The sequence below is a fragment of the Pantoea sp. YR525 genome, assembly GCF_900116775.1.
Taxonomy (GTDB): Bacteria; Pseudomonadota; Gammaproteobacteria; order Enterobacterales; family Enterobacteriaceae; genus Pantoea; species Pantoea symbiotica.
On record NZ_FPBU01000017.1, the window covers coordinates 1 to 26420 of the forward strand.

Consider the following 26420-nt stretch of genomic DNA (forward strand, 5'->3'; position numbering starts at 1 on the left):
AAATAAAACAGAGCCGAAGTTAAATCATATGTTATTACAGAATATCGGACATCTCAGGTTTGCCTGAACCCGGTCACTTCTACTTGGCTTTGACAGATATGTAGAACTCCAATAGTAATGTCCGCCTGGGAGATCTCTGCTGATGCTGGTGACCATGTCGAACAAAGAACTTCACCGCCTTCCCGTCATTCAGGCCGTTATCGAAAAACGTCTGCGCCGCAGCGATGCTGCATCACAGTTACAGCTCACTAAACGTCAGGTTCAGCGATTCATGAACCGCTATCGCGAGTCTGGCGCTGACGAATGCTCGTCGTTGTAAACCCTGCACTCACCGGATTTATGCAGGTGCGCATGAATGCGCACCCTACTAAAACCTAGACAAATCCTTGTAGGGTCGCCATTCATGGCGACCGACTCGCAATTACCTCAATGACCATGCACCGTCAACCCAACTAACCTGACCACAATCGGGCGTACTACGAGTATGCAAAGAAAAGCTGCTGGCATTGCAACTTGATATGCATTCATCACATTTTCCATATAATGCGGGCCGATACCAAATTCGGCGAAGGTGATGACCAGGCTCATCAAAAACGCCATGATGGTCGCCATGTAAAGCGCAAAGATGTAAGGTGAAACGTGCTTTGGCATGTGGATACGTGCGGCGTTTTTCTCGGTTTCTGCTGTCATAGCGCTATCCTATTCAGTATAGTTTAAGCAAAACAGCCGCTAACCTATCAAGCGAATCATGATGCGGGTAGAACACTGTTGCTTTAATCATTATTAAATAAAGATTACGAATCACGCATTGAGGGATGTATGGACTTATTGGGACTGATTAACACTTTTATCCGCGTAGTGGAGAACGGAAGCATTGCCGCCGCCGCGCGGGCGAAAGGAATGAGTCCAGCGGCGGTCAGCCAGAGCGTTTCACGTCTGGAGACACATTTAGGCGTGCGGTTGTTATCACGCACCACCCGCAGTATGACGTTAACCGAGAGCGGTAAACGCTACTTTGAAAAAGTCCGACATATTCCCCAGGACATTGACCTTGCCTCGCAGGCTGCGGCGATTGAAACCAAACCGCAGGGCTCACTTTGCATCGCCACTACAGCTGCTTTTGGCAGACACGTTCTTGCCCCGCTGATGCCCACTTTTAAACAAACTTACCCGGATATTGATATCGAACTGATCAGTACCGACCGCAATGTTGATCACCGTTTAGAAGGCGTCGACGTCAGTATTCGTATTGAGGCGCAACTAAACGATCAACTGATCGCCCGTAAAATTGCCTCGCTACCCTTTATTTTCTGTGCGGCACCCGTTTATCTGGCGCGTGCAGGCATTCCTAAAACGCCTGAAGAGCTGAGCCAGCACGCTTGCCTGGTTTTCCGCTATCCAACCGACGGACGCTTTCTTCCGTGGACGTTTATGGTCAACGGCCAGCCGGTGAACGCAAAGCTCAATCCAGAGTTCATCAGTGACGATATTGATATCATTGCGAAAATCGCCGAAAACGGTGGAGGCATCGCCCGGCTGGCGAGTTTTATCGCTCAACCGTTGATTGAGCGTGGCCAACTCATGCCTTTGTTCCACTCAGATCAAGGAGAGAAAAGCGACGTTGCGGCCTTGCCAATGAATATTTATGCCTGTGTTAACGAGCGTTCGGCGCTAAATTCAAAGGTAAGAGCGTTCATCGCCTTTTTGGAACAACAGCTCGCCCATTGAGATTATTAACTCTATAATATTGGGTGTTAAAGTCACTTTTGGACGATAAGCCACAATATGCTGGATTTAAGCCTCACTAAACCCGAAGAAATCGTCAAGCTGTTATGTGGACGGTTACGTAAAGATCGTCTCGCACAGCGGATGACCCAAGCGGATGTCGCGGCCAGAGCGGGAATTGGCGTGAATACGGTCTCCAATTTGGAAGCGGGTCGTAACGTCGGCTTTGAAAACCTGGTGAAAGTGGCGATGGTGCTTGGTCGCGTTAACGAGCTGGAAGCGCTGTTTGCCCCGCAGATCGATAGTCTCGATGACCTGCTTCGCTACGAAAAGAACGCCAGCCGCAAGCGGGTGAAAAGGAGCAACGCTGATGGTGAGTAAAGTCGACGTCTGGTACGACGGCTGGGGCGAACGCTTTCACTGGGGCACGCTGGCCTCCTCGACCGCCCTTACCGGTCGTCCGGTGATTATGTTTGAGTACAGTGAAGCGGCCGCTCGTCGCGGTCTGGAACTCGCTTCCTTTACTTTGCCTCTGAAAGGTCCGCGATTGCGCAGAGACTTTCCTGCTCATCAGTTGGGCCTGCCCGGCCCGGTCTATGATGCATTACCCGATGGTTGGGGTATGTTGCTAATGGATCGCCTTTTCCGCCAGCGCGGGCTTAACGCCGCACGCATCGGCCCGTTAGAGCGGTTAACTTATGTAGGCAATAACGCGATGGGTGCGATGTCATTTGAACCGTCGCAACCTGAGACTGATGAACGAGCTAATGACATTGCGCTGGACCAACTCTCGGCTGAAGTACAGCAGGTGTTGGACGGCGAAGGCGGAGAATTTCTGCAGCGATTGCTACAAATGGGCGGCTCGCCACAGGGTGCAAGACCTAAAGCCCTGCTTTATCGCGATCCTATCAGCGGTGGTTTCACCACGGCGGCTTCAGCAGAGTTAGAAGCCTGGTTGATAAAGTTTCCGGCGCGGCAGGAACATCCTGAAGTGTGTGCCATTGAGGCTGCTTATGCGCAGTGTCTGCGTGAATGCAACATCAGCACGCCAGATACCGCTTATTTTGCCTTGCCCAATGGTCAGGCGGCTTTCGCTTCACGGCGTTTTGATCGAAAAGACGGGATGCGCGTTCCCATGCAGAGTCTGGCGGCGTTTACCGGCGCAAACTACCAGTCACCCGGCGCACTGGATTGCACCAACTTTCTGCGCGCCACCCAGCTCTGCACCAATGATGTCAGGGAAAAAGCGCGCGCATTTGAAAGAGTGGTGTTCAACGTTGTTTTCAATAATCGAGACGATCACCCTAAAAACTTTGCCTGGATCATGTCAGCCAGCGGGCAATGGCAGTTAGCACCGGCCTATGACGTCACCTATTGCGAAGGTCCGGGTGGCTATCATCAAATGGATGTGATGGGTGAAGCGCTGGATATTAAACGCACACATCTTTTAGCTCTGGGACAACAGGAAACCAATCTCACGCCCTCACAGGCAGGCGATATCATCGATCACTATTGTTCTGTTGCGTCTGGCTTTGCCAGCAAAGCGGCCGATATATTCCCGGAGCAAATAACTGCGGAAACACTGCGCTTTCTTCAGGCGCGCATTGATGAAAACATCAAAAACCTGACGAAATAGTTATTAATTGTGGCCCCAGAAAAGGGGCCAATCACCGCCCTAACCTACTTTTATTACTCTCGCTCATAAACCCATTCAGTGATTGCGGATAATGCTTTTGCAGATGCCGACTATGCTTACCCTTCTAAAACCATACAAAAATAAGTTGTACCTCAACATTTCACCCTTTTACTGGAGGTTTGGCATGAGCAGCCAACACTTAACAACACCCGCGCCTGCAATGATGCCAATCAGCTTCAAAGTCAACGGCATACAGCAGCAATTAGACGTTGATACCCGCACCACGCTGCTGGATGCATTGCGTGAGCATCTGCATCTGACCGGCACCAAAAAAGGCTGCGATCACGGTCAATGTGGCGCCTGTACGGTAATGGTCAACGGTCGTCGCATCAATTCGTGCCTGACGCTCGCCGTGATGCAGCAGGATGCTGACATCACCACCATTGAAGGCTTAGGAAATCCTGACCAGTTGCATCCCTTGCAGGCGGCGTTCATTAAGCATGATGGTTACCAGTGCGGCTACTGCACGCCGGGGCAAATCTGTTCCTCGATGGCAGTGCTGGAAGAGATCAAAGCGGGCATTCCCAGCCACGTCACACACGATTTGGTCTCCGCGCCGCAACTCACTGCAGATGAAATCCGCGAGCGCATGAGTGGCAATATCTGTCGTTGCGGTGCCTATGCCAACATTCTTGCGGCGATAGAAGAGTACGCGGAGGGCCTGGAATCATGAAATCCTTCACTTACCAGCGGGTAAAAACCCCGGCTGAAGCCGCTGCCAGCGCCCAGCAACATTCCAATGCCAAATTCATCGCTGGAGGCACCAATCTGCTCGACCTGATGAAGCTGGAGATTGAGACGCCCGCACATCTCATTGATGTGAATGGTCTTGAGCTGGATAAAATCGAGGCCACGGCGGATGGTGGATTGCGCATCGGCGCGTTGGTGCGTAACACAGATCTGGCGGCCGATGCGCGCGTTCGCCGCGATTATGGCGTGCTGTCGCGCGCGTTAGTGGCTGGCGCTTCCGGCCAGCTGCGTAATCAGGCGACCACCGCTGGGAATTTGCTGCAGCGCACACGTTGTCCCTACTTCTATGACACCAACCAGCCGTGCAACAAGCGTTTGCCAGGCAGCGGCTGCGCAGCGCTGGATGGCTTTAGTCGCCAACATGCGGTGGTCGGTACCAGCCAGGACTGTATCGCCACCCATCCTAGCGATATGGCAGTGGCGATGCGTTTGCTGGATGCGGTAGTGGAAACGGTCAGCCCGGATGGCAGTCAGCGCAACATCCCGATTGCTGAATTCTATCGCGCACCCGGCAACACGCCACATCTGGAAACCGTGCTCAATCCCGGCGAGCTGATTGTTGCGGTTTCACTGCCGGCCCCGCTGGGCGGCACGCACATTTACCGCAAGGTGCGCGATCGCGCGTCCTACGCCTTTGCGCTGGTCTCTGTCGCCGCCATCATCCAGCCGGATAACTCCGGTCGCGTGGCGCTCGGTGGCGTGGCGCATCAGCCGTGGCGGCTGGAAGAAGCGGATAACGCGGTGATTCAGGGCGCTAAGGCGGTGAGCGATCGGCTGTTTGCCACGGCGCAACCCACCGCTGAAAACGAGTTCAAAATCATTCTGGCGCAGCGAACGCTCGCTTCCGTATTGGCAGAAGCGAGGGGATAACACATGAAATTCGAAAAACCCGCAGGCAACAACCCGATTGATCAGCTCAAAGTGGTCGGTCAGCCACTTAATCGTATCGATGGACCGTTGAAAACCTCCGGCCTGGCGCCTTACGCCTACGAATGGCATCGCGAAGCGCCCGATGCGGCATACGGCTATGTGGTCGGCGCGCCGATCGCCAAAGGGAAAATCACCTCCATTGATGTGCAGGCCGCGCAAAATGCGCCAGGCGTGTTAGCGGTGGTCACGGCTAAAAACGCGGGAAAGCTGGGCAAAGGCGATAAAAATACTGCCAATCTGTTGGCTGGCGACACCATCGAACACTATCACCAGGCCGTCGCATTGGTCGTAGCCGAGACGTTTGAGCAGGCGCGTGCAGCGGCGAGTTTAGTCAAGGTGGATTATCAGCGCGAGCACGGTGCTTATGATCTCGCGCAGCAAAAGCCGGGCGTCACTTCCGCACCCGAAGACACGCCCGATAAAGCCGTAGGTGATTTCGCCGCTGCGTTTGCTGCGTCTGAGGTCAAGCTGGATGCGCACTACACCACGCCGGACCAAAGTCATACCGCGATGGAACCTCACGCCTCGATGGCGACATGGCAAGGTGACAAACTCACCGTCTGGACCTCGAATCAGATGATTGACTGGTGCCGCACCGATCTGGCCGCCACCCTCAACATGCCGATGGAGAAGATCCGCATCATTTCGCCCTATATCGGCGGCGGATTCGGCGGCAAGTTGTTCCTGCGCAGCGATGCGGTGTTAGCCGCGTTGGGCGCGCGCGCCGTTCAGCGTCCGGTCAAAGTGATGCTGCCTCGACCACTCATCGCCAATAACACCACGCATCGACCGGCCACCATTCAACACATCCGCATCGGCACCGATAAAGCCGGCAAGATTCAGGCTATCGCGCATGAAAGCTGGTCCGGTAATTTGCCGGATGGCACACCGGAAACCGCCGTGCAGCAGACGGAACTGCTTTACGCCGGTGCCAACCGTTTTACCGGATTACGACTGGCCAAGCTGGATCTGCCCGAAGGTAACGCCATGCGCGCACCGGGCGAAGCGCCGGGGTTGATGGCGCTGGAAATTGCCATCGATGAAATCGCGGAAAAAGTGGGCATCGATCCTATCGCCTTTCGCATCCTCAATGATACGCAGGTCGATCCGGCCAAACCCGAGCGCCCTTTCTCCCGTCGTCAGCTGGTTGAGTGTCTGAATACCGGTGCCGAGCGGTTTGGCTGGTCAGATCGCAACGCCAAACCGGGTATGGTTAAGGATGGACGCTGGTTGGTCGGTATGGGCGTTGCGGCGGGCTTTCGTAACAACATGGTGACGCCTTCCGGCGCACGCGTGCATCTGGACAGCAAAGGCATCATCACCGTTGAAACCGATATGACCGATATCGGCACCGGCAGCTACACCATCCTCGCGCAAACCGCCGCAGAGATGATGGGTGTGCCGATTGAGCGTGTGGTGGTTCGCTTAGGCGATTCAGACTTCCCGATTTCTGCCGGTTCCGGCGGTCAATGGGGCGCGAACACCTCAACCTCCGGCGTTTACGCAGCGTGCGTGAAATTGCGTGAAGCTGTGGCCAGCAAACTGGGCTTTGATGCACAACGCACCACCTTCAGCGACGGTCAGGTGCATGACGGCAACCAGAGCGCGCCGCTCGCCCAGGCCGCCGCCGCAGCCACCCTCACCGTGGAAGATACCATCGAGTTTGGCGATCTTGATGAGCAATATCAGCAATCAACTTTTGCCGGGCACTTCATTGAAGTTGGCGTGGATGTTGCCACCGGCGAAGTGCGCGTGCGGCGCATGCTGGCGGTGTGTGCCGCCGGACGCATTCTCAATCCAAAAACCGCGCGCAGTCAGGTGATTGGCGCCATGACGATGGGCCTTGGTGGCGCGTTGATGGAGGAACTGTTCGTCGATGAACGCCTCGGGTATTTCGTTAACCACGATATGGCGGGCTACGAAGTGCCGGTTCATGCTGATATCCCGCAGCAAGAGGTGATTTTCCTCGATGATACCGATCCCATCTCCTCACCGATGAAAGCAAAAGGTGTCGGTGAGCTGGGCTTGTGCGGCGTCAGCGCGGCAATCGTCAATGCCATTTATAACGCTACCGGCGTGCGCGTGCGCGACTATCCGGTGACGCTGGATAAGTTACTCAAAGGCTTGCCCGCCCTTGTCTAACGCTGAGGAGAAGCGCAGTGCAGCAGCTACTGATTGATGAAGATCTGCAACCGCAGATCAATCCGCAGCAGGCTTTGCAGACCGATGACAGCGAAACTATTTTGCGCTTCGCATTAGAAGCAATGAAGGCGGATTTCGCTGCGGTGCTGATCACGCTGGTAGAAATCCGCGGTGGCGCGGCGCGCGCATTAGGTGCGCAAATGGTGGTGCGGGAAGATGGCCGCTATTGCGGCTATGTCTCCGGCGGCTGTGTAGAAGCGGCGGCGGCTTACGAAGCGTTGCAGGTTATCGCCAGCGGAAAAGATCGCGTTGTGCGCTATGGCGAAGGATCGCCTTATCTGGATATTGTGCTGCCCTGTGGCGGCGGGATTGCGCTGGCTTTCCATCGGTTACGTGATGCGCAGCCGTTGAAAAACGTGCTGGATCTGCTGGCAAATCGACAACCCGCTGCGTTGCGCTATTTGCCGAAGTTTCAGCGGCTGGCTAGAGTGGATTGTGCTGAAACAACAGGCTGGCAGGATGATGCCTTTGTTATCGGCTATCTGCCAAAAACGCGTGTCGCGGTATATGGACGTTCGGTCGAAGCGCTAGCGACCGCATCGATTGCGCAGGCCGCCGGTTACGAAGTGCTATCCGGTGAGGATGTGCAGGCGCAGGCTATCGATCCCTTCACGGCGGTGATTTTGCTATATCACGATCTGGATCGTGAACTGCCGGTGCTGCTGGCAGCGCTGCGTTCTACGCCCTTCTATATCGGCGCATTAGGCAGCCAACGCACGCATGCAACGCGCGTTGAGAAACTGCTGTCGCTGGGATTTAGTGAAGATGAGATTGCGCGCATCAAAGCGCCGATTGGCATCTTTGCGCAGGCGCGCGATGCTCGTACGCTGGCATTATCAATTGTTGCCGATGTCGCTGCGGCCCGGCTCAACGTGGTTTAGCAACCACATCAATATCACGATGCACATCGGCATCCGCTTCAAGGGTGATCAGTATGCGCGGATCCAGCAGCGCTCTGGCGCCTTCATCGCCGTTCAAATTGCGTAACGCCTCAGCGTAGCGCCGATCAAACCCGACCGGATGGCCGGGTTTTCCTTGATGAGTAAGACGTACCTGCGCCGCCCCCTGCTCCAGCGCCTCATTGACTCGCCGATAATGCGCCGCCGTTAGCCACGGCATATCTCCCAGCGTAATGATCCATCCATTCCAGCGATCGGTCATCGCCACGCCCGCCGCAATGGATTCACCGCTGCTGCCACTTTCACACAGCACAAGCTGCACGCCCGCGCGCTCAGCTTGCTCTCGCACCGCCAGATAGTCTGGACGCGTCACCAGCGCCACCGGTAACCCACTCAGCTTCGCCTGTTCGATGACGGTTTCAATCACCGTTAACGCATCATCGCCCATGCTGGCAAGCAATTTATTACCGCTGCCGCCGCTGGCGATATAGCGCGAACCTTTACCTGCCGCGAGGATGAGAATGCCTGCTGATGATGTGATCATTTGTGTTAGAACCTTGTGGCATAAAGATATTTTTGCTTACAGTTTAATACGTTAAGTTCACCGAGGATAACTACAATCAGCCTGTCGATAATAAATAAGGAAGTAAACCAATGCGTAAATTTTCTCTGATTGTATTGACTGCGGGCGTGCTGCTGTCGGTAACTTCTCAGGTTGAAGCCAAGGGCTGTATTAAAGGTGCGGTAGTGGGCGGCGTTGCGGGCCACATGGCGCATCACGGCGTGGCTGGCGCGGCGGCCGGTTGTGCCGTTGGTCATCATATGGCGAATAAAAAGCAGAAAGAAGAAGACAGCAAACAGCAGCAGTCTAAGTAATAGCCTGAGCTGCCTGCGCTTGCAGGCAGCTCAACTCACAGATTTCAACCGCTTAAGCGATCAGCGATTGATGGTTGCCTGCATCTGCGCCGTGTAACGGTTGCCGGTCACCGGCATTTTTGCCAGTAATGTTTCAATCTCTGTAATATCCGCCGCACTAAGCGTGACAGCCGCGCCGCCAATATTTTCATCTAAGCGATGTGTTTTGGTGGTACCGGGAATCGGGACAATCCACGGCTTCTGCGATAGCAACCAGGCGAGTGCAATCTGACCCGACGTAACCTGCTTACGGGCCGCAATTTCACCAATCAGCGAGACAAGACGCAAGTTAGCTTCACGCGCTTCACCAATAAAACGCGGCAATACGTTGCGCACATCCCCCTCAACGAATTGGGTATTGCTATCGATTTTCCCCGTCAGCCAACCTTTACCCAAAGGACTAAAGGGCACGAAGCCGATGCCTAATTCTTCCAGCACTGGCAGAATTTGCTCTTCAGGCTCACGAGTAAATAGAGAATATTCACTTTGCAGAGCGGTAACAGGTAATACCGCATTGGCGCGACGAATCATTTCAACCCCGGCTTCAGACATGCCGAAATGCTTTACCTTCCCTTCTTTAATTAAATCGCTTACCGCACCCGCGACATCTTCAATCGGAACGTTAGGATCGACGCGGTGTTGGTAGAAGAGGTCGATGCAGTCGATATTCATGCGTTTTAGCGATTGCTCTGCCACATGGCGAATGCGCGCGGGGCTGCTATCTAGTCCTGCCGCTGGCGTACCGTCTTTAAAGCCAAATTTCGTGGCAATCACTACGTCGTTGCGCATGGGTGCTAACGCCTTGCCAACTAACATTTCATTGGCTTCGCCGTAGGCTTCTGCGGAGTCGAAGAAGGTCACGCCTTGAGCATAAGCATGGCGAATTAACGCCACCGCATCAGCTTCATCCATTGCCGGGCCATAACCAAAGGTCATTCCCATGCAACCAAATCCCAGGGCAGAGACTTCCAGACCGCCAGTTCCTAATTTACGTTTCTGCATTTGCACTCCTAAGCGCTGAAAACCAGTAGCGACGAGTATAGAAAGCGCATGGGTATGCCGGTAGAGAGGTTTTAACCATTGCCCTTATGAGCTTAATTCATCAATGGGGCAACGCGCAGCGCCGGCTACGCGTGAATATCCTTTATTACTTATTTAATATCTGCCAACGTTTATACACGTCTAATGCCTGCGGCCGGGGATCATATTTCATCGGCAAGCGACGTTGTTCAATCGGTTTACTGTATTCGTCGTAAAAGGTGTCAAGTTCAAAATATTTACGGTCGTCGCGGTAATATGTCGAATACTCTTCGCGTTTGGTGATGTATATCACTTGTTTCGGGCTGCAATAATAGAGTGCACCCAGGCACATTGGACAAGGGCTGGCGAGAATATAAATGTCGCAGTCGGTGAGGTTTTCGCTGCCTGTTTCGCGGCAGGCTTCGCGAATGGCCAGAATTTCAGCATGAGCGGTGGGATCATTGGTCTGAGCCACGCGGTTTGCGCTTTCAGCGATCACCTTGCCATCACGGACAATGACCGTCGCAAACGGGCGACCGCCCTCCTCAACATTCTTCATGGCTAAATCGATAGTGCGTTGTACAAAATCCATTCCTTCCTCGCTTATATCCAATAAACCGGTCCATCAATAACGATGGATTTTTTAGCCTGGTTCAGTTTTGTAGAATGCGAAAGCGATGCTCGGTTTGAACGTATACGATTTAACCGTTGAGTGAGTAAGATTTTATTTCAGATGGAGGCGTTGCTAAATATCCCGTAGGGTCGCCATTTATGGTGACCAGGTGCGCATAAATGCGCACCCTGGGAATTGTCAGGTCGCCATTAATGGCGACCCTACGTGATTCGGGCTGCCTGAATATTTAATAGCGTCGCGATATTCTCAAGCACCTCGCCAAGATGTCCGCGACCAATTGCGCAGTGATGTGCGGCGCCGCCTTCACACCATAATCGGGTGAAATCCCGCGCGCTGAGCGCAAAGCGGTAATTACTGTTGGTATTACCGATATCGAGCGTTTCACCAGCTACAGCTTCGCCTTCCGCGTATTGCAGCGTGACGTTGCCATCGCGATGCTCCACCACCGATAAAAAGGTTACCGGTCCGTGGGCCACATTCATCTGAATCGATACCCCTTTCCCTGGCTTGCCGTGATAGACCGGCAAAGGGACCAGCCGGACTTTCGCCGACGACATGGCTGGATGCGCAGGCCCATCATGGCCCCACTGCACGCTGTCATCGCGGAAATTGATGCCATAAGGCTCGGAAAAGGATCCGCCTGCTTTGAGAAGACTAAGGATCTTCATCGCAATCACGTTTTTGACTTCACACTCACCGGCAACAGGAACGCCTCGGTTGGTCAGCAAGGTGTTACCGGCAATCACCGACGTGACAATATTTTCATGCGCTGAACCGGGAGCGCCTTCATAGTAATAAGCCAGCGCGCCAAGCTGATGTTGATCGACCAACTTATCGAGCGCCACCGCTGTACTTAATGCGCGTTGAATTTCTACCTCTTCGCAGGCTGGATCGACATCGAGCACGCTGAAAAGCTCATCCCTTTTAGCGCTGGCTTCGCTTTTTTGCAGTTGGCTGGCAAGCGTGACTAACTCACAGAACTCAACGATTTTGAAGCGCACGCCAAAGCGACCGGAGAGATTGGTGATATCCGCATAGACATCGTACATGCCGTTGTAATAGTGACCGGCGATGCCAATTTGCGTGCGCTTAAGTGAACGCACCACGGATGCAGCGCTGAGCCAGTTTGCGATCTGCCGCCAAGCCACATCGTCATCCAGATAGCCCACAACCAGCTGATGCTGAATGCCGGTTCGCTGGAATACATTAACTAATTCTGGTGCCGTGCAGGCCTGACAATGTGCCAACCATTGACCGGTGCGATCTTCACGCTTGGTAAGTAGATTGATTTGCTGACAAGGCACCGACATTTCCGGCTGCAAAGCCAATATCAGAACTGGCTTGTTAAGGCTTTGCACCAGCGGAAGCACGGTAGAACTGAGGGCATAGGTGGTGATGTATAACACCACAACGTCAACATTCTCCTTAGAGAACAATTGCGTCGCCTGCTCGGTTTTCTCACTGTTATCAATCAGGCCGGCATCCACGACCTCAGCGTCGTAACGTTGCAGCCGCCCGGATACCACAGCAAGATAGTGCTCAAGTTGCTCCCTGAGCCCAACAAACTGTGGCCAGTAGGTTTCAAGCCCGATACCAAAAAGTCCGACTTTAATGTTGTCCACAACCATTCCTCGCACTGAAAAGAGAAGCTTTCCATTGTGCGAATTTATCGTTGGGAAACCTGTGTCATTCTGACAAGCAAAAGCCGTTCATGGCAGGAGACCAATAATCAGCCTGCAATGGCTCGCAGATTTTTACATCCCACGTTGGTTGTGCAAATAGCCCGGCAGAATTTCAAGTTCTGTTTGGTGATTTAACCGCGTAGAAGCTGTGTTTCTGGCTAAAGGCGCAATTTCTCGCAGCTTCATTTCACGGTTTAATTTTGGCAGCCACTCTTCGAACTGTTTAGCGTAGGAATCCGCAAGATGTTGATCATGGGTGCGCCCCACGAAAAGCTTACTTTTAGCGAGACGGGAAATATCCGTAGCATATATCTCATAGAGATCGCCGCACTGTTGAATTTCAATCGCGGTGAAATGCATATTTGGCCAGAAACTCACTTTTGCTGAAAAATTGCTGTAATTCATAAAATATCACTTATTAATGGATTTATCTGTGTGCCAGATTATTCTGGTCGGTCCAGTAATTATAACGCATTTGGCATGGCAGTAGACTGTCAGACAAATCCTGATCTTTTGAAATTGAAAACCATTTAAAAACCGATAATCCTATTTATGGGCACTATTCTTAACCTAAAAAACCGTCATCATCCGGCGTCTTTCCCAGCACGATTTGCAGCGTACTACGCAGGCAATCCTGGAATGCAGCATCATTGGTAGTCTCTAGCTCTGCCAGAAGATAGGCGATAATGCTTTTATTGGTAACGGTTTTTTTGTCCGCGATGATTGCGGTGATGATTGAGCCCAATATTTCGGCCTCGGATTTTTGCTGCACAGAACCACAATTGAAATAGGCTATAAAGTTGGTGCTAATATTGATTTTTTGCATGTATTTCCCCTGGCAACAGTAGTGCCAATATTTTATTTAGTGATAAATGTTTTAATGGAATGGTCTAAAAAGAGAGACCACTAAAGATCTAACTAAATTGATTAAATTTGATGAACGGGGAATAGTGTTAATTTTTGAGAATATATCTATCAAGAGAGCCTGCTGAGATTAATGTTTGAAAGCGCGGGTTTAAGTGGGGACAGTTGTCTCATCTCCGCTTGGCGACAAAAGTATACAAAGCCGTAATCCGTGTACAGAATTTTCTTGTGATAAAAACGCTTTTAATTTAAAGAGTTGAAATAACATTAGCGATAACAGTCAGTTGGGTGATAGTTAGAGCTCAAAGAAAATTGTAAATTAGTCCTGCCCGGTGACTAATGTGCAATTATGGATACGGGGTTTCAAGATGCAGAAGCGCACATTTATGCGCTTCTGCCATGTCATCAAGGCGTTACCGCTTCCCCGCTCACAACTTTTGCTTGCTGCAGGCTGGCCTCTTCCTCGCGGAACTTCAGTCGATCCCAAACACGGAAGAACGGATAGTAAATCACCAGAGAAATCGTCAGATTTACCACCTGCAATACGGTGCCAGAAATGTGCCCGCCGGTGGCCAGATAGCCGCTAACAAAAATCGGTGTGGTAAATGGCAGCGCAATGCCCGCTGGAGGTGCCACTAAACCGGTACTCATCGCCGCCCACGACACAATCACCAACACCACCGGCGTCAGGATGAAAGGCAGGAACAGATACGGGTTCATCACCAGCGGTATGCCGAACACCAATGGCTCGCTGATGTTGAATAGCGCCGCCGGAGCGGCAATTTTACCGAGCTGTTTCATCTGGCGACTGCGTGAGCGGATCAGCATAAAGATTACCAATCCTAGCAGCGCGCCGGTGCCGCCCGGCGCAATCCACAAGTCGTAAAACTGCTGAGTAAAGATGTGCGGAATTGGTTGGTTGTGCTGGAATGCCTCGAGGTTTTCACTCATGTTCGACAGCCAAACCGGCTGAATAAACACCAGCACAATCGCATCGCCGTGCAGCCCAAGCGTCCAGAGAATGCCAATCAGCAGCACTGAGAAAATCATGCCGGGCAGCGTGCCGCCGACGTGATGCATTGGCAATCCAATCACAGTAGCAATCAGGTTATTGATATCGCCGAACGGTGAAGCTTCTACTGCCAGACGAAGCATCAACACCACCGCCAGCACGCAAAAACCAGGCACCAGCGCGAGGAAGGATTTCGCTACTGCTGGCGGCACGCCTTCTGGCATCTTGATCACCAGATTACGGTTGTGTACAAAGCGATAAATCTCAGTGGAAAGCAGCGCAATCACAATAGCCACGAACAAACCCTGACTGCCAATCAGCGAAATCGGCAACACGCCGGTGACCAACTGCGTCGGCGCGCCTTCCACCGGGGCAAACAGCGTCTGCTGCGGAATGGTCATCACAAATGCCACTAACGCCATCGCGCCGCTGGTGAGCGGATCGAGCGTGCGATACTTCTCCGCCAAACGGTAGGCAATACCGAAGCTGGAGATCAGCGCCATGATGTCGTAGGTGGCGCGCACCGGATAAAGCAGTTTGTTGCGCCACGTGTCGCCAAACAGATCCGCCATCAAATGGCCCCACGCCGGAATCGGCAGATAGGCAAAGATCAGGAAGAAGCTGCCAATCAGCATAAACGGCATGTTGAGAATGATGCCGTCACGCACGGAGAGCACATGCTTCTGACCGGCGATTTTCAGTGCGACGGGCAAGACATAACGGTCTATAAAAGTACGATTAGACATAAGTGTTCCTCTGGCTCGGTGGCGCAACGGATTATGGCGTGGCGAACTGCGGCAGCCACGGCTTATTTAGGGTCAGCACTTCTTCCAGCAACGCTTCGGCGGTTGCGACATCACCGACTAATGGATTGCCGAGCAGCGCCAGCAGCGCTTGCTCACGATCACCATGCACGGCGGCTTCGATGGTTAGGCGTTCAAACGCTTTGATCTGCTGCGTCAGGCCATTCATCAGCGGCGGCAACTCGCCAAATACCAGCGGATGCGCGCCTTGCGCATCAACCAGGCAGTTCACTTCCACCACCGCATCATCCGGCAGGCCATGAATCGCGCCGTTGTTGCGACAGTTCACCACCAGATTTTTGCCGCTGTTATTGTGAATCGCGCTGATCAGTTCAACCGCCACTTCGGAGTAATACGCGCCGCCACGGAAGCTCAGTTGCTCAGGTTTGTGCGCCAGATGTGGATCGGCATACAGCTCGAATAGCTCGGCTTCCACTTTCATTACCTGCTCGGCGCGCGTGCCTTCGTTACCGTTTTGCGCTTTCTCCTGCTCTTCAGCCAGCATCTGCGGCGTTTGCCAGTAATAGCGATGATACGGGCATGGAATCGCCTTGAGCGCGCGCAGGAACTGCGGCGACCACGGCATATCTTTGATGTTATTCATGGTGAGCGATTGACCGTCGCACAGTTGTTCAATCACCTGCGAAGTGACATCCTCGCCGCGACAGGTCACTTGATGCACCCACACCAGATGATTGAGCCCGGCGAAGCGAAGTTGCACCTCATCCCAGGGCGCGTCGAGCATACCGGCAATCATGTGGTGCATATTTACCGGCACATTACACAGGCCGATAATTTTCGCCTTGCTGTAGCGCGACACCGCTTCCGTCACAATGCCCGCCGGATTGGTGAAGTTGATGATAAAGGCATCTGGCGCCAACTCTTCCACTTTGCGCGCCACGTTAAGCATCACCGGAATGGTGCGCAGCGCTTTGGCAAAACCGCCCACGCCGGTGGTTTCCTGGCCGAGCCGTCCATATTTCAGTCCGAGGCGCTCATCTGCGGCACGCGCGGCAAGCTGACCCACACGCAGCTGCGTCAGCACAAATCGGGCGCCGCGAATCGCTTCATCGAGTTCAAAATGCACGCTGACTTTAACCTGCTCCAGCCCATTTTGCTGTAGCATGCGGCGAGTGAGATCGGCGATGACATGCACCTTTTCACGTCCCTGCTCGACATCCACCAGCGCCAGCTCCGTTACCGGCAGCTGTGCATAGCGATTGATGATGCCTTCTACCAGCTCCGGTGAGTAGCTGCTGCCACCACCAATAATCGCCATCTTAAGCATTCGTGCCTCCTGCCGCAGTGCGGCGGTAAAGTTCAATGATTTCGCCTGCCAAATCCTGAATCAGCATGGCGTTCATCAGATGGTCCTGTGCATGGACCAAAATCAGCGTGACCGGCAACTTGCCGCTGCCTTCATCCAGACCAATCAGCGCGGTTTGCTGCTGGTGCGCCGCGCTAATGCTTTCGCTCGCCGCCGCTAACTGCTGCTGCGCCTCGCTGAAGCGCCCTTCTCGTGCCAGCCGCAGCGCGCTGATTGCCGCGCTGCGGGCTGCGCCGGCTTGCACCAGCAGCAGCATAATTTCCTCTTCAAACTCGATAGCCACGATTTCAGACATGCAAAATCCCCCACAGCACAAAGCCGTGTAATGTCAGACGGATGGGTTAAAACGGACGGTTAGGAGGTGTGTAACGCCAGCGCTTTATCGAGCACCTGTTCGCCACGCATCATGCCGTAATCCATCATGTCGATGACGGCGACAGATTTGCCCTGTGGCGCGGCAATCGCGGTAAGACGGGCGGCTTCAAATTGCACCTGCGGGCCGAGCAGAACGACATCGGCATCTGGCAGAATACGTTCGAATTCCGCCACCGGCACGGCTTTGATGTCGATTTCCAGACCGCGACCTAGAGCGGCGTGCTGCATTTTGCTCACCAGCATGCTGGTTGACATGCCCGCAGCACAGCAAAGTACGATGCGCATATTTTCTTCTCCTGTGATTTGTCCCGGCCATTTAAGACCTGTCTCAGAGAAGCTGTAAAGTGGCTGCGGGCAGAGGATTTTCTGATGGTTTGATAATTTACCAATATAAATCATCGAGATATAACAAAACACATCATGAAAATATTTTTCACGAGTGTGATCTTAACCGTAATTTAACAGTCACAATCCCAACAAAAGCCGATAAAACCCGATAATCAGATGAAAAAAAGCTCAACATGAAAAATAATTTCATGCATGATGGATACTCGCTACTGAGGATGTGATGAGCTGATGGATATTGTCTGGCAATTACGGCAGCAATCGGAGCGCGCGGATGCGCAGGAATCGAGGCTGGCGCGGTTTTTTCTGGCTAAATTGGGTGCGACGGAGCAGGCCACCATGGAAAGTCTCGCCACGCAGGCGGGCGTGAGTCCGGATGTGCTGCGACGCTTTGCCACGTCGGCTGGCTGTCAGGATCTCGATGATTTTCTTCATCAGGTGCGTAAAGCCGGTCAACAGCGGGACGTAGAATTTATTGATGTCATTCGCCAGCGGCAATCTTCACTAAGCCAGCAGGAGAAACGCGTTGCCGAGGCGATTCTCAGCGACACCGCTTTTGCTGCCTCCGCCACCATCGAACAACTTGCCGGACGTGCCGAAGTTAGCGCCGCCACCATCACCCGCTTTGCCCGTTCGCTGGGTTGCGAAGATATCCGCGATTTACGCATGCGGCTGGCGCGAGCGCCACAGGTGCGAACCAGTAACACGATTGCGCCCATCGAGGCGATTACTCAGGCGTTAAGTCAGCAATACGCGCAAGCGGAAACGGCAACCTGGCAACGTGCCGCAGAGATGTTGCGCAAGGCCAGAAGCGTGTTGCTGATTGGCGCATCGGGGCCACAGACCGCGCTGGTGGCGGAAGTCCATCAGCGTCTGCAAAGCGCTGGATTGCCCATCGCATGGATTCAGGATGACAACCTGCTGAGCATGACGCTGAGCCGTTTACAGCCGGATGATCTGTTGCTGATTCTCGCGCCGGACGCGGTCAACAGCCACGTGCTCAGCGCGGTACATCATGCTCATATTCAAAAAACGCCGGTGATCGCGCTCTGTGCGCAGACCTCAGACCTGGCGAATCAGGCCGATATCTGGCTGCCGCTGCCAGAGGCAATAAACGCACGGCGTTATGGCATTTTGTTTGCGCTGGATCAGCTGGAAGCCGCGCTTTAAGCGTTGGGTTACTTAAACAGATCCCCACGATATTTAAACAGCTCTAAATCCGAGGCGATGCCGAGCTTTTTCATGCCGGTCTGCTTGTGAGCGCTGATGGTTTTGCGGCTGCGATTGAGCTTTGCAGCGATTTCGATCACTTGCATGCCATCAATAAAACAGCGAATCACTTCCGCTTCACGCGCCGTGAGCAGTTTACTCAGCTGTGAAACACGCGAAACCTCATTCGACTCTTCCTGCAAAATAGGACGATCGCGCTTACGGCCTGGCAATTGGCTTAGCTGGCTTGCGATGTCATCCGGCAGCGAGCGCTTGCCAGCAGCAATGTTACGAATTGCCGAAAAGTAAGCCGGCGTCTCTTCACGTTTGGTGATGTAGCCTTTAATGCCCAGATGCAGAGCTGCACGGATCACTGCAACACTTTCCATCGACGATGAGAGCAAAATTTTCAGCTGCGGATGATGTGTACGAATGTGCTTGATCAGCGATAAGCCATCCAACTGATCATTGCCCAGAATGTAATCCAGCACCAACACATCGGCGCTGCTCTGCCCCAGCCAGGCCATCAGCGCTTTGCTGGTGCCAAACGTCGCCAGCATGGTGATATCTGGCTCACGCGTGGCAGCGACTTCGAATGAGAAGCGCATCATGGGATGGTCATCCAGCATCACCACCCTAATTTTGTTTGCGTGAAACACTGCCATCTGCCACCTCGGTAACCTGAAACTCATGATGAAAATCTGTTCGTATCAGGCCAGCAATAATTGGCGTGTCTTCAGGCTGTATCGATACGGTTTGACTCAGCATAGGCACAACCGGGACTTTTCTGAAGCGCCGAATGCTTAGGCGCGCGTAGGAAAATACTTATATTATTTTTCATGCACTTACTGTCATATCTAAGACCTGGCCTGGCTATTTCCATGCAGCATTACGTCAAAATGCAGGGTAGAAAATTTACCGATTATTTGACGATGAAAAACGGACTGCTCCTTTACCTCTTGCTCGCCCTACTGACCTTGGTTTTCATGCCAGGGCTGCCGCATGCGCAAGGACAAGCGCTAACGCTGGCCCCGCGCATTGAAGTCAATCCGCCGCCGGTAACCTTTGCCGCGAATGTTCGCGCGTGGCTGCAAACACATCCCGTGGTGCGCGTCGGCGTGTGGGGCGCGTCTCAGCCGCCGGTCAGTTTGGGCATGGAGCGTGGGCAGTTGGCGGGCATAGATGCGGATTATCTGGCGCTGCTTGAATCAACGCTGCAGGTACATTTTGAGCTGGTTCACTATCGCAGCCGGGATGAGGCGATTCGCGCGTTGAACCACAATGAAGTCGGCATGCTGGCGATCTGGACCCCCGATCTCGCGCCGCACACATCGGTGCACGCTTCGCTGCCGTGGCTGAACGATCGTGCGGTGGTCGTCACGCGCGCCGGACAGCAAGCGCCGGGCGGCAAGCTGCCATTGCTGGTGATGGACAGCCAAACGCTGCCGGATATTAGCCCTTCGCCAGAAGCGTTTGAGGATTACTATCAGGCGATCAATTCAATTGCCTTTGGTCAATCCACTGCCACTGGTTTTAGCCATGCCACCGCCAGCTATCTGCAGCGCAATAATCAACTCGATAATCTGTGGCTGCTGCCGCATCCTTCACTCGGTGAATTCCGGCTCACTTTTGGCGTACCGGCTGCCGAACCGCAATTGCTGAGCGCCATCAATAATGTGCTCACTCATCTGCCGCTGGTCAGCCGTTTGCGCATTGCGCAAGGCTGGGGCATGGATCGTGAAGCAGTACTCGGCAATCCCACATTATCACTCACGTCGCAAGAGCTGGCATGGAGCCAGCAAAATCCCGCCATCACCGTATTGCTGGATGGTCGGCGCGAACCCATCAGTTTTGTCAGCCAGCAAGGTGAACCCTCCGGCCTGGCGATCGATGTGCTGCGCCAAATAAGCGAGCGCTTCGGCTTACAGTTCAACTATCAAATGGCCGAAGACGATGCGCAGCTAACCGCGCTGTGGGTGAAATATCCGCAGGCGATTATGGCCAGCAGCCTGACGGTGCCGGGTGAACCAGAAGCCGCCGATCCATCAATGACTCAAAGCGAACCCTGGCTGGTGACGCCAGCGGTGCTGGTGATGCAACTCAACACCATTCAGCCTGCTTCACTGCACGAGCTGGCGGGCGAGAAAATTGCTATTCAGCAAAATAACCCGCTGATTCCGTGGCTGAAAACCTGGTATCCGACTTTGCAGTTGATCATCACCGATACGCTTCAGCAGGCGCTGGTGCTGGTTAATAACGGTGAGGCGCACGGCGCGATTGGATCGCAATTCTCCGTGCAGTATCAGCTGAAGCGCAATCCGTTCCATCGTCTGCACCAGTCACTTTCGCTGCCGGTAAAACCTTACAGCGTGGGCTTTGCCGCCCAGCGAGCAGATTCACCCGCGCTTAGCATTATCAACAAAGCCCTACAGCAAACGCCTCCCGACAGACTGATGAGCATGGCCAGCTCCTGGCGTGACACGCTGCTGGCACCGGATCAGAAATCAGCACGCGAATTTTCCCCCACCTTAGTCGCGATCACCATGTTGCTGGCGCTGCTGCTGTTCCTGTTGGTGGGCTGGTGGATTGGTCGGTTGTGTCAGTCGCTCAAAGCCTTGCGCGAACGCCTCAACAGTAATCAGACATTGATTCGTCAACTGCAGGAAGCCAAAGCAGAGAATGATCGGGTGCTCGAGGCGCGTAATGCCTTTATGAAGAGCATGGGCCATGAAATTCGCACCCCGCTCAACGCCATTACCGGCCTGCTGGAACTGGAGCTGGAGCGGTTACACAGCCAGCATCAGCACAATGAAAATTTGCAAACGGTGTATGAATCCGCCTGTTCGCTGCTCTCTATTACCGGCGATGTGTTTGATATTTTCCGCGCTGAGGCGCGTGATGAACAGAGCCGCATTCGCGTGGTGAATCTGCCTTCGTTACTGCGCAGCACGGTGGCGCTGTTCCAGCAGCAAGCTGAGGAGAAAGGCTTGCGCCTGCATGTCACGCTGGATCCCGATGCGCCGAGCGTGGAGTTCGATCCGCTGCTGATTATCCGTATTACCTCCAGCCTGTTACGCAATGCCATTCAGCACACCCAGCATGGCGATATCACGGTAACGCTTTGCTGCGAAGCGCAGAATGCCAATGGCTATTTACCGCTGGCGATCGCCGTCAGCAATCAGAGTGACGGCCTGCTCGCGCAGCAGTGGCAAGCGTTACAAGGCGCTGATGATACGCGTGCCTGGGCGGAAACCGGCTTTAGTCTGGCGGCCTGCCAACGCATGGCCCAGGATGCTGGCGCGCAGCTCTTGATCGAAAGTGTGTCCGGAGAGAGCAATTGCGTGAGCTTGCACTTCTCCGCAGCACCGGTGAAAGCATCATCTATTGCGCCACGCGCTGCGGAACAATCCAGCCTTAAAGTGCTGATTGTTGACGATTATCCGCCTGCTCGCCTGTTGCTGAGCCAACAGCTGCAAAAAGCGGGCTGCGAGGTGCTGAGTGCGATAGATGGCCAGCAAGGGCTGACGCTTTGGCAGCAACATCAGCATGAGATTAGTTTAGTGATTACCGACTGCACCATGCCGCAGATGGACGGCTTTGCCATGAGTCGTGCGATTCGGCAACGAGAGAAAAACCAGCAGCTGACCGCGACACCAATCTACGCCTTAACGGCGATGAGCAGTTTTGATGCCGCTGAAGATTGCCGCAAGGCAGGCATTGATGGCTGCCTGACCAAGCCGATTGCGCCAGCAGAGCTACGTGAAATTCTGGCGAACTGTCTACGCACTGAGGAAACCGCATGTTAAAGCGCGTCATTATTTTTGATCGCCATCCGATTATGGTTGAGGGCATTTCTCAACTGATGAGCGCACGCGGCTATGTGATTGCCTGCGCCACATCCGATGCGACGCAGTTGATCCACGCATTGCTGCTGGATAAACCGACCTTGCTGATCATGGATATGGCCGGGCTCAGCGAACATCACCTGAAAAAATTGCACGCTGCGCGCCAATGTTGCGGCCCTTTGCAGCTGCTGATTTATGCCAGCACTGACAGTTGCTGGCATGAGATTAAAAGGCTGAAGTGGCAGGTGCAGGGCTATCTCAGCAAAGGCTTCGGGGTTGAGATGCTCAACTACGTGCTGAGTGAAATTGAGAAAGGTGAAACGCTGATGATGCGCAGTGCCGATATTACGCCGCACCATCCGCAGGATCAGGCGCTAATTGGCTCGTTGACCAACCGTGAAATGCAGATATTGCGTGAACTAGGCGCAGGAAAAAGCAATAAGATCATCGCCAGTGAACTGCACCTCAGCAGCAAAACGGTGAGCACCTACAAGCGCAGCATCATGCAGAAAATGCACACCGTGAAAGTGAGTGATGTGGTGGATTTCGCCCAGCGCGCTGGCTTTTGACCCTTTACTCCTCTTCGGCAATATCACTCAATACCGCCGCACTCTCTAGCTTATCCTGATAAGCCTCCAACCGCGTGACCAGCTCGCTAAATCGTGGCTGCAATGCTTCGCTCTGCAGCTGTGGATCGCGGCAGGCAATTTCCAGCTGCAGGCAGACATCGGCCAGCAGATGCTGATGGGCGATACGCACGCTGCCCGCAATACGATGCACAACATCGGCAATTTCAGCACGATGCTGTTCGAGGCTGAGCGTGTCTAACTGCGCCAAATCCTCCGCCAGTGTGGCTACCATCAAATCACGCATCGCCGCTTCCATCTGACGATCAACCTCGCTACTTTCCGGCATTGCAGGAATGTTCACATCCGCTGGAGAATGTTCCGTGCCGATTGCGCGCAATGCCGCCGCCAGGCTGCTGATCGAGCAGGGTTTAAACAGACAGTTGTTCATGCCAGCTTCCAGGCATCGTTTGATTACCACATGCATCGCATTTGCGGTAAAGCCCATAATCCAAATCGGCTCACGCCCTAAATCTTCCTCCGATTCACGAATAATCTCTGTTAGTTGATAACCATTTAACCCCGGCATGTTGCAGTCGGTGATCACCACATCGTAATTGCCACGCTGCCACATCTGCAGCGCTTCGTGACCATCGGCAGCTAAATCCGCATGCTGGCCCAACCAACTCAACTGTTTCGCCAGCAGCATACGGTTCGCGGCGTTATCGTCTACCACCAGCACCGAACGGAGCGGCAGTTTTTCACCCTCTTCCGCTTGGTCTTCCAGCTCAAGGCCCTGACTTTCCGCCATCGGCAGCATCAGGGTGGCGCGCGCGCAGGTTCCCACACCTTTTTCACTGCTTAGCGTTAGGGTTCCGCCCATCTTTTCACATATGGTACGGCTGATATAAAGACCCAATCCGGTCCCCGCGCGGCGGTTATCGGCCTGGCTAAAAGGTTTAAACAGCGCGGCCTGCTGTTTTTCATCAATACCAATGCCGCTGTCCTGCACTTCAATAACCAGATACACGCGGCCCGCAGCAACATCCTTCTGTTGGCTGAGCGTCAGCGATACACCGCCCTGATCGGTGAATTTGATTGCGTTGCTTAACAGATTGGACAGCACCTGCTTAATGCGCAGCGGATCGGCGAGCACCTGCTCCAACCCTTCTTCGGGAATGTGCCTGGTCAGGGTGATATTTTTGTCGATCGCCAGCCCCTGGAACACCTTCATCAGATTATCGATCAGCTTGCCGGGATGCACCGCTTCAGGGTGATATTCCAGCTGGCCGCCCTCAATGCGCGAGATATCGAGGATATCGCCAATCAGGCCCACCAAACTTTCCGCTGAATCGTACGCCACTTCCAATGCCTGCAAATCCTGCTCGCCGCTGCGCCCTTTTTTCAGCGCCATATCCAGCATGCCGATAATCGCATTCATTGGCGTACGGATTTCATGGCTCATGGTCGAGAGGAATACCGATTTGGCGCGGCTGGAATCTTCTGCCCGCTCTTTGGCCTCGCGCAGTTCGGCAAACAGCGCTTCACGTTCCGAGATGTCCATCCATCCGGCGATAACACCGACCACGTTGCCATCGCTGTCATTGAACGGCTGGATCCACTGATAAACGGTGACGCCAATCGAAGAATCCGGGTTGTCCCACAGGTCATAACGGCGATCTTCGACGATCGGAATGCCGGTTTTCACCACATCAATCAGCTGATTATGATAAAACGCCGCCTGCTCTGGCGTACGTAATCCGGGATGTTCGCGCATAGTTTTGCCCAGCGCTTCTTCATAAATCACGCCGGTTTCCACTAAATAGCGCTGGTTGCAGTAGGTCAAACGACCATCTTTATCACGCAGCGAAACCGGGAACGGCATGCTGGTCACCAACACCTGAAGTTGCGCCAATTGCACATTCAGTTCGCGGCGCAATTCGGCTTTACGGCGGATGATTTGTCGCTGATACAGCGCCCAGCCGATCACCATCAGCATGATCAGCACGAAGAAGATGATGCTGGCGATCAGCACAGCCTGATAGCGCTGCCAGAAACTGTCGTAAACAATCAGATCGCTGGGCCGCCAGCGGTTAGCCAGCTCCTCAATTTCTACCGGCGGAATACTCAGCAGCACTTTATCGAGAATGCTGCGCAGTTCGGGATCGGCGCGTCCGACGCCAAACGAGACCCACGCGGGTGAACTGCCAATGGCGCTGACCATCTTCAGCTTATTCTGGAAGTGGGTTTTGATCTGATAATCCACCATCACCAGAATATCGACGCCCGCATCCGCCTGGCCCTTTTCCACCTTCGCCATCATTTCTGTGATGTTCTGCACCGGCACAATCTCGATTTCCGGATAACGCGCATGCACCATATTTTCGACGCTGGTGTTGGCGACCATCGCGAGGCGCTTACCGCGCAGATCGGGCAGCGAGTGAATATCGTTATTGCCGACGCGCGTGGTCAGCGCAAAGGTGCTGCGCAGATAAGGTCGGGTAAACAGAATCTGCTGCTCGCGTTGAGCGCTCGGCGTGAGCGAGGCGAACATATCAAAATCGGCGCTATTGACGCGGTTAACCAGCTCTTGCGAGGTATCAACGGTTTCGAAACTGAAGCGCAAGCCGGTTTTTAATGTCACCAGCGTAATGAGGTCGCTGACCATGCCGCGCAATGCGCCACTTTGATCGATGATGGTCATCGGCGCGGCTTTGTCCTGGCTGAACATCACCATTTTTATCACCGGATGCGCCACCATCCATTTGCGTTCCGCGTCGGTAAAAGGTGGCGTATTCAGCGATTGATTCATCCCCACCATGTCGGGTTGCCAAATACGTAACAGCTCGTTCTTCTCTTCCTGCGGCACATTGCTGATTGCGCGATTAACCAGCGCCTGAAGTACTGTCGCCTGCGCGGGAAGCGCAAAACTGATCATCTTCTGCGGCAGCTGGCTGAAGCGCACCATGCGCAAATTATTCAGAAAATTGCGGCTGAGGGAGAAACTATTACCCAGATAGACGCGCGCGGCACCAAAGGAGACGGCGCTCAGCGCATCCTGATAATTGTTGTACATGCGGAAGTTGGCGTGCGGATAAGCGTGGCGTAACAGACTTAATGGCAGATAGGTATTTACCACGGCAACATCAATGTTGCTGAGATCGCCGGGCAAAGGAACGTTATCGTTGACGCGCATGCCGAGAACCGGTTGTTCGCTGGCATAAGGATCAGAAAAAAGCAGCGGACTTTCATCCTGCCGTGCGGTGAGCGAAGGCACCAAATCGATCTTGCCACTTTCCAACGCATTGAGTGCTTGCTCCAGCGACTCAAATTGCTCGATGCGCAGCGTTAAACCGAGCTGTTTTGCTACCAGTCCCGCATAGTCGGCGCTTAATCCTTCATATTCGTCCCGCACGTTAGTCATGCCATAAGGCGGCGACTCGCTGGGAAAAATGCCCATCACTAACTGCTTCTTGTCATGGAGTAAATGACGCTCCGCCGCCGAAAGCACCAGCGGTTTGAGCCCCTCAAATGAGGCGCGAGTCAGCAAATGGAACTCTTTCGCCTGCACAGGAATAAGCGCGGCACAGAGCCAAATCAGGAGAAAGCAGCAAAGCTTAC

Annotated in this window: 24 protein-coding genes and 1 pseudogene; 12 read left to right on the top strand and 13 right to left on the bottom strand. The window is 53.7% G+C overall.

The annotated features are described in order from the left end of the window. Positions 1-154 precede the first annotated feature (154 nt). A pseudogene (locus BM323_RS23330) lies at positions 155-301 on the top strand (helix-turn-helix domain-containing protein); the annotation flags it as partial. Between the two features lie 125 nt (positions 302-426). On the opposite strand, the gene BM323_RS23335 reads toward BM323_RS23330, so the two are convergent. Beyond that, positions 427-690 carry a DUF2798 domain-containing protein gene (locus BM323_RS23335; RefSeq protein ID WP_008106176.1) on the bottom strand — a complete coding sequence of 88 codons (264 nt, stop codon included), beginning with the start codon at positions 688-690 and terminating at the stop codon, positions 427-429. A 129-nt stretch (positions 691-819) separates the two neighbouring features. Between BM323_RS23335 and BM323_RS23340 the strand changes: the two genes are divergently transcribed. The 7 genes from BM323_RS23340 (at position 820) to BM323_RS23370 (ending at position 8184) form a co-directional block, all read left to right on the top strand. Further along, complete coding sequence (locus BM323_RS23340) at positions 820-1728, top strand: LysR family transcriptional regulator (protein ID WP_008106173.1); 909 nt, start codon at positions 820-822, stop codon at positions 1726-1728. A 57-nt stretch (positions 1729-1785) separates the two neighbouring features. After that, positions 1786-2106, top strand: a complete 321-nt coding sequence (locus tag BM323_RS23345; RefSeq protein WP_008106171.1) for a helix-turn-helix domain-containing protein — start codon at positions 1786-1788, stop codon at positions 2104-2106. After that, entirely contained in the window at positions 2096-3361 is a 1266-nt protein-coding gene (locus BM323_RS23350) for a type II toxin-antitoxin system HipA family toxin (RefSeq protein WP_008106169.1), read from the top strand. The genes BM323_RS23345 and BM323_RS23350 overlap by 11 nt, the downstream gene beginning before the upstream one ends. A 184-nt stretch (positions 3362-3545) precedes the next feature. Then, positions 3546-4094 carry an aldehyde dehydrogenase iron-sulfur subunit PaoA gene (gene paoA, locus BM323_RS23355; protein WP_008106167.1) on the top strand — a complete coding sequence of 183 codons (549 nt, stop codon included), beginning with the start codon at positions 3546-3548 and terminating at the stop codon, positions 4092-4094. Continuing rightward, a complete protein-coding gene (locus tag BM323_RS23360; protein ID WP_008106166.1) occupies positions 4091-5041 on the top strand; it encodes an FAD binding domain-containing protein in 951 nt (316 codons plus the stop codon). Before paoA ends, BM323_RS23360 begins: the two co-directional genes overlap by 4 nt. 3 nt (positions 5042-5044) lie before the next feature. Continuing rightward, complete coding sequence (paoC, locus tag BM323_RS23365; RefSeq protein ID WP_008106164.1) at positions 5045-7243, top strand: aldehyde oxidoreductase molybdenum-binding subunit PaoC; 2199 nt, start codon at positions 5045-5047, stop codon at positions 7241-7243. Positions 7244-7260: 17 nt separating this feature from the next. Then, positions 7261-8184: an XdhC family protein gene (locus BM323_RS23370; protein WP_091004340.1), complete on the top strand. Its 924-nt coding sequence runs from the start codon at positions 7261-7263 to the stop codon at positions 8182-8184. On the opposite strand, the gene BM323_RS23375 is transcribed toward BM323_RS23370, so the two are convergent. Further along, positions 8171-8746 carry a nucleotidyltransferase family protein gene (locus tag BM323_RS23375; protein WP_008106158.1) on the bottom strand — a complete coding sequence of 192 codons (576 nt, stop codon included), beginning with the start codon at positions 8744-8746 and terminating at the stop codon, positions 8171-8173. The genes BM323_RS23370 and BM323_RS23375 overlap by 14 nt on opposite strands. Positions 8747-8856: 110 nt before the next feature. Here BM323_RS23375 and BM323_RS23380 point away from each other — a divergent pair, with 110 nt between their 5' ends. Continuing rightward, on the top strand, positions 8857-9078 hold the full coding sequence (locus BM323_RS23380; RefSeq protein ID WP_008106155.1) for a hypothetical protein: 222 nt from the start codon (positions 8857-8859) through the stop codon (positions 9076-9078). 60 nt (positions 9079-9138) lie between these two features. On the opposite strand, the gene BM323_RS23385 is transcribed toward BM323_RS23380, so the two are convergent. From BM323_RS23385 to BM323_RS23425, 9 genes are all read right to left on the bottom strand, one after another. Beyond that, the gene (locus BM323_RS23385; protein WP_008106153.1) at positions 9139-10119 is read right to left on the bottom strand and encodes an aldo/keto reductase; all 981 of its coding nucleotides are present in this window, start codon (positions 10117-10119) and stop codon (positions 9139-9141) included. 145 nt (positions 10120-10264) lie between these two features. Further along, a complete protein-coding gene (locus tag BM323_RS23390; protein WP_008106152.1) occupies positions 10265-10729 on the bottom strand; it encodes a nucleoside deaminase in 465 nt (154 codons plus the stop codon). Between the two features lie 242 nt (positions 10730-10971). Beyond that, a complete protein-coding gene (locus tag BM323_RS23395) occupies positions 10972-12399 on the bottom strand; it encodes an L-fucose/L-arabinose isomerase family protein (RefSeq protein ID WP_036648824.1) in 1428 nt (475 codons plus the stop codon). A gap of 126 nt (positions 12400-12525) precedes the next feature. Then, positions 12526-12858: a hypothetical protein gene (locus tag BM323_RS23400; RefSeq protein ID WP_091004342.1), complete on the bottom strand. Its 333-nt coding sequence runs from the start codon at positions 12856-12858 to the stop codon at positions 12526-12528. Between the two features lie 160 nt (positions 12859-13018). Continuing rightward, entirely contained in the window at positions 13019-13279 is a 261-nt protein-coding gene (locus tag BM323_RS23405; RefSeq protein WP_008106147.1) for a biofilm/acid-resistance regulator YmgB/AriR, read from the bottom strand. A gap of 443 nt (positions 13280-13722) precedes the next feature. Continuing rightward, positions 13723-15075 carry a PTS cellobiose transporter subunit IIC gene (gene celB, locus BM323_RS23410; protein ID WP_008106145.1) on the bottom strand — a complete coding sequence of 451 codons (1353 nt, stop codon included), beginning with the start codon at positions 15073-15075 and terminating at the stop codon, positions 13723-13725. 31 nt (positions 15076-15106) lie between these two features. Then, positions 15107-16420 carry a 6-phospho-beta-glucosidase gene (locus BM323_RS23415; protein WP_008106143.1) on the bottom strand — a complete coding sequence of 438 codons (1314 nt, stop codon included), beginning with the start codon at positions 16418-16420 and terminating at the stop codon, positions 15107-15109. Next, complete coding sequence (locus tag BM323_RS23420; RefSeq protein ID WP_008106141.1) at positions 16413-16754, bottom strand: PTS lactose/cellobiose transporter subunit IIA; 342 nt, start codon at positions 16752-16754, stop codon at positions 16413-16415. The genes BM323_RS23415 and BM323_RS23420 overlap by 8 nt, the downstream gene beginning before the upstream one ends. A gap of 59 nt (positions 16755-16813) precedes the next feature. Continuing rightward, positions 16814-17119, bottom strand: a complete 306-nt coding sequence (locus BM323_RS23425; protein WP_008106139.1) for a PTS sugar transporter subunit IIB — start codon at positions 17117-17119, stop codon at positions 16814-16816. A 291-nt stretch (positions 17120-17410) separates the two neighbouring features. Here BM323_RS23425 and BM323_RS24540 point away from each other — a divergent pair, with 291 nt between their 5' ends. Further along, the gene (locus tag BM323_RS24540; protein WP_008106137.1) at positions 17411-18349 is read left to right on the top strand and encodes a MurR/RpiR family transcriptional regulator; all 939 of its coding nucleotides are present in this window, start codon (positions 17411-17413) and stop codon (positions 18347-18349) included. An 8-nt stretch (positions 18350-18357) separates the two neighbouring features. On the opposite strand, the gene BM323_RS23435 is transcribed toward BM323_RS24540, so the two are convergent. Beyond that, entirely contained in the window at positions 18358-19053 is a 696-nt protein-coding gene (locus BM323_RS23435) for a response regulator (RefSeq protein WP_008106136.1), read from the bottom strand. Between the two features lie 321 nt (positions 19054-19374). Here BM323_RS23435 and BM323_RS23440 point away from each other — a divergent pair, with 321 nt between their 5' ends. Both BM323_RS23440 and BM323_RS23445 read left to right on the top strand, forming a co-directional pair. After that, the gene (locus tag BM323_RS23440) at positions 19375-22194 is read left to right on the top strand and encodes a response regulator (RefSeq protein ID WP_175501738.1); all 2820 of its coding nucleotides are present in this window, start codon (positions 19375-19377) and stop codon (positions 22192-22194) included. After that, positions 22188-22802, top strand: coding sequence for a response regulator transcription factor (locus BM323_RS23445; RefSeq protein ID WP_008106131.1), 615 nt, complete (start codon positions 22188-22190; stop codon positions 22800-22802). Before BM323_RS23440 ends, BM323_RS23445 begins: the two co-directional genes overlap by 7 nt. 4 nt (positions 22803-22806) lie before the next feature. On the opposite strand, the gene BM323_RS23450 is transcribed toward BM323_RS23445, so the two are convergent. Further along, the gene (locus BM323_RS23450) at positions 22807-26349 is read right to left on the bottom strand and encodes a transporter substrate-binding domain-containing protein (protein WP_254773312.1); all 3543 of its coding nucleotides are present in this window, start codon (positions 26347-26349) and stop codon (positions 22807-22809) included. Positions 26350-26420 lie beyond the last annotated feature (71 nt).

What these genes read in the sequence shown, in the direction of transcription:
- BM323_RS23390 (WP_008106152.1), bottom strand. Translation starts at nt 10,729, where the DNA reads ATGGATTTTGTACAACGCACTATCGATTTAGCCATGAAGAATGTTGAG.
- BM323_RS23345 (WP_008106171.1), top strand. Translation starts at nt 1,786, where the DNA reads ATGCTGGATTTAAGCCTCACTAAACCCGAAGAAATCGTCAAGCTGTTA.
- paoA (WP_008106167.1), top strand. Translation starts at nt 3,546, where the DNA reads ATGAGCAGCCAACACTTAACAACACCCGCGCCTGCAATGATGCCAATC.
- BM323_RS23340 (WP_008106173.1), top strand. Translation starts at nt 820, where the DNA reads ATGGACTTATTGGGACTGATTAACACTTTTATCCGCGTAGTGGAGAAC.
- BM323_RS23350 (WP_008106169.1), top strand. Translation starts at nt 2,096, where the DNA reads ATGGTGAGTAAAGTCGACGTCTGGTACGACGGCTGGGGCGAACGCTTT.
- BM323_RS23445 (WP_008106131.1), top strand. Translation starts at nt 22,188, where the DNA reads ATGTTAAAGCGCGTCATTATTTTTGATCGCCATCCGATTATGGTTGAG.
- BM323_RS23400 (WP_091004342.1), bottom strand. Translation starts at nt 12,858, where the DNA reads ATGAATTACAGCAATTTTTCAGCAAAAGTGAGTTTCTGGCCAAATATG.
- paoC (WP_008106164.1), top strand. Translation starts at nt 5,045, where the DNA reads ATGAAATTCGAAAAACCCGCAGGCAACAACCCGATTGATCAGCTCAAA.
- celB (WP_008106145.1), bottom strand. Translation starts at nt 15,075, where the DNA reads ATGTCTAATCGTACTTTTATAGACCGTTATGTCTTGCCCGTCGCACTG.
- BM323_RS23415 (WP_008106143.1), bottom strand. Translation starts at nt 16,420, where the DNA reads ATGCTTAAGATGGCGATTATTGGTGGTGGCAGCAGCTACTCACCGGAG.
- BM323_RS23375 (WP_008106158.1), bottom strand. Translation starts at nt 8,746, where the DNA reads ATGATCACATCATCAGCAGGCATTCTCATCCTCGCGGCAGGTAAAGGT.
- BM323_RS23440 (WP_175501738.1), top strand. Translation starts at nt 19,375, where the DNA reads ATGCCAGGGCTGCCGCATGCGCAAGGACAAGCGCTAACGCTGGCCCCG.
- BM323_RS24540 (WP_008106137.1), top strand. Translation starts at nt 17,411, where the DNA reads ATGGATATTGTCTGGCAATTACGGCAGCAATCGGAGCGCGCGGATGCG.
- BM323_RS23395 (WP_036648824.1), bottom strand. Translation starts at nt 12,399, where the DNA reads ATGGTTGTGGACAACATTAAAGTCGGACTTTTTGGTATCGGGCTTGAA.
- BM323_RS23405 (WP_008106147.1), bottom strand. Translation starts at nt 13,279, where the DNA reads ATGCAAAAAATCAATATTAGCACCAACTTTATAGCCTATTTCAATTGT.
- BM323_RS23425 (WP_008106139.1), bottom strand. Translation starts at nt 17,119, where the DNA reads ATGCGCATCGTACTTTGCTGTGCTGCGGGCATGTCAACCAGCATGCTG.
- BM323_RS23385 (WP_008106153.1), bottom strand. Translation starts at nt 10,119, where the DNA reads ATGCAGAAACGTAAATTAGGAACTGGCGGTCTGGAAGTCTCTGCCCTG.
- BM323_RS23435 (WP_008106136.1), bottom strand. Translation starts at nt 19,053, where the DNA reads ATGGCAGTGTTTCACGCAAACAAAATTAGGGTGGTGATGCTGGATGAC.
- BM323_RS23420 (WP_008106141.1), bottom strand. Translation starts at nt 16,754, where the DNA reads ATGTCTGAAATCGTGGCTATCGAGTTTGAAGAGGAAATTATGCTGCTG.
- BM323_RS23380 (WP_008106155.1), top strand. Translation starts at nt 8,857, where the DNA reads ATGCGTAAATTTTCTCTGATTGTATTGACTGCGGGCGTGCTGCTGTCG.
- BM323_RS23360 (WP_008106166.1), top strand. Translation starts at nt 4,091, where the DNA reads ATGAAATCCTTCACTTACCAGCGGGTAAAAACCCCGGCTGAAGCCGCT.
- BM323_RS23335 (WP_008106176.1), bottom strand. Translation starts at nt 690, where the DNA reads ATGACAGCAGAAACCGAGAAAAACGCCGCACGTATCCACATGCCAAAG.